The organism is Schleiferilactobacillus harbinensis DSM 16991 (genome assembly GCF_000425885.1).
In the GTDB taxonomy this organism is placed as follows: Bacteria; Bacillota; Bacilli; order Lactobacillales; family Lactobacillaceae; genus Schleiferilactobacillus; species Schleiferilactobacillus harbinensis.
The window spans coordinates 1-2,662 of the sequence record NZ_AUEH01000089.1; the positions used below are offsets into that span (position 1 = coordinate 1).

Below are 2,662 nucleotides of genomic sequence, written 5' to 3' on the forward strand. Positions count from 1 at the left end.
ACTAGGGAGGCTTAGATGCCTTTTTTTGTTATCAAAAAGGGCCTAGTACTTTTGGAATGGAAATACTTTCCAACACCAAAAATTCTAGACCCGACTATGTGCGCAATGCTGTGGACAGTACAGCCACCACTGATCAAATGGAGCCATACAGCCAATTTGACATCGCCGTGGCCATGTTGACGGAGTTTTGGCACCAAAATCGTGGTGAAGTCGATACAGCCAGCCAAGAACTTCCCTTTTCGGTGATCAGCATGATTCAGCAGTTGCGTGGGCTGTTCACATCTAATAGTATCAATAACCAATAGATTATGGTATAATTAAGCTGGTCCTAGGCAATAAGCGGGTAGATTCGTTTTAACCGACGCACAGCACAGCTAACTGGTGGCGCATTTTATAGACCAGAGGGTCATCGTCACGAAGTGCTTGCACTCCGTACCCATAAAAAATAGTCAACTTCAACAGCAGATCGTTCTGTTTTGAAAATTGACTACGCAGAGTGTCGTTTTCTGATAGCGGGCAGTGATGCCCGCTTTTTGTTGTGACTGCTAAACTAAAGTGAACCATTTTTGCTCAATAAGATAAGGCCAATAATGCTCAATAAGATTGAGCCACCCCCATCCAGAGCCGATCATTTCCATTAGAATGAAGAGAAATCATTCGAATGGAGCTAGGACTAGGTGGATAAGTTGACATTGTATTCAGAGATCAAAGGGCTGTACGACCAAGGCTTTTCGTTACGGCGAATTGCCAAAAAATTAGACGTTTCACGCAACACCGTGACGAGCTACTTGAATCGACAACCCGATGAAATGGGCGAATGGCTTGCTTCGACTAAGGTCAGGCGAAAGTCGTTGGATACTCACCAACCAATGATTCTTCAATGGCTTAAGGAACATCCTGATCTGAGTGCCGCGCAAGTGTGTGACTGGCTGGAAGAGAAAAAGTTTGGCAAGTATGCCGAAAGCACTGTGCGGCGATACGTAAAGGAGTTGCGCAGTAAATATAAGATCGTAAAAACAACTAAGCGGCGCCAGTATGAAGCCGTCCCGCAGCTTCCACCAGGACTGCAAGGCCAAATTGATTTTGGCCAGACCGTGCAGAAGACACCAACTGGGAAAAACGTGAAGCTGTACTTCTACGCCCATGTTCTTTCACATTCACGCTATAAGTATGTGGAATGGCAAAAGCGTCCCTTTCGCACTGAGGATCTGATTCGTTGTTTGGAGAACACGTTTCTATACTTTGGCGGTAAACCGAAAGAGATTGTGTTTGATCAAGATCGAATCATTGTGGTCAGTGAGAACGCCGGCAACATTATCTACACCCAAGAATTCCAGGCCTTCAAACAGGCTGAGCATCTGGAGACGACCCCCTGTCGGGGCTTTGATCCGGAGTCCAAGGGCAAGATTGAAAATGTCGTCAAGTTTGTTAAGAGCAGCTTTGCCAAAGAACGGGTTTTCAGCGATATTGATTCGTGGAATGAAGAGTGCCGCGCCTGGCTGGTTCGTCGGGGTAATGGCCGACAGCACAACCTCACCAAGCAGATCCCTGCCGAGGTTTTCAAAGAAGAACAAAAACACCTCCAACCAGTTAACACTTATCAACGTGAGGTTAAAAACGGCCAAGAACGGAAGGTGCGAAAGGACAACACGATCATGTACCAAGGCAATCGGTACAGCGTGCCATTAGGGACTTACAATGCCCAGGGAACCTTGGTTAACGTCTTTGTGGATGACCAGCAACTGGTGATTCGAAACATCAACACTGGCATGGAGATTGCCAAACATCGCATTTCGTCTGGACATGGTGGTTTAATTCAGAACAGCAACCATCGCCGCGATCGGTCATTAGGTATTTCAGAACTGATTGAAGTCACTGCCAAGAAGTTTGATAAAACAGTGGCTGCTTATGACTACCTAACGGTGTTGCGAACCAAGTACCCGCGCTACATTCGCGATCAGATTCAGGTAATCAGAGGACTATTTGATGCTTATCCACCGGCCTTACTCTCTACCACGCTGGACATGTGTATCCAGCAAAAGATCTACAATGCCTCAGGGTTTAAAGAGATGGTCATTTTTCTGGAGGAAGTCAATCACGAGAGTGATCAAGAAGTTCTCAATATGCCAGATCTGCCAATTGATGCGGTCATGAAAGAGCGTATCTCAACGATCCATCCCGAAGTCCGCAGTCTTGATGTATACTCCAAACTCGTGCAAGGAGGCCGCCATGGAACAAACTAAGGAACTCACAGAAATTATGCGCGCTCTGCGTCTGACCGAGACCGCTAGGGCTGCCCCGGCGCTTATCGCCGAGGCCAATGAGCAGCAGTATTCATACGCCGATTTCTTACTGCAAGTCTTCCGGTACGAGCAAGAACAGCGAGCCATTAAGGCTCGTATCAAGCGATTGAAGAACGCCAACTTGCCTTACGAACGCGCCCTAGATGAATTTGATTTGACCGTTCAACCTGGCATTAGTCAGCGTCAACTGAATGAACTAAAGAGCCTTACCTGGGTAGATCAGAGTTACAATCTGGTACTCCTTGGCCCGACGGGTGTTGGCAAGACATTTCTCTCTGTTGGCCTGTGCCTCCAGGCTATTGAAAAGGGTTATCGGGCCATCTTTATCACGATGGGGGAATTGGTCAAAGCCTTGAAGA

Annotated in this window: 2 protein-coding genes and 1 pseudogene; all 3 read left to right on the plus strand. The window is 47.1% G+C overall.

The genetic code is table 11. The features are described from left to right. Positions 1-89 precede the first annotated feature (89 nt). Positions 90-305: pseudogene (locus H627_RS20450) on the plus strand (head-tail connector protein); the annotation flags it as partial. Between the two features lie 372 nt (positions 306-677). Further along, entirely contained in the window at positions 678-2,243 is a 1,566-nt protein-coding gene (istA, locus tag H627_RS0115200) for an IS21 family transposase (RefSeq protein ID WP_027829606.1), read from the plus strand. Then, a partial coding sequence (locus tag H627_RS0115205) for an ATP-binding protein (protein WP_027829607.1) occupies positions 2,230-2,662 on the plus strand: 433 nt, incomplete at its 3' end. The genes istA and H627_RS0115205, both read left to right, overlap by 14 nt.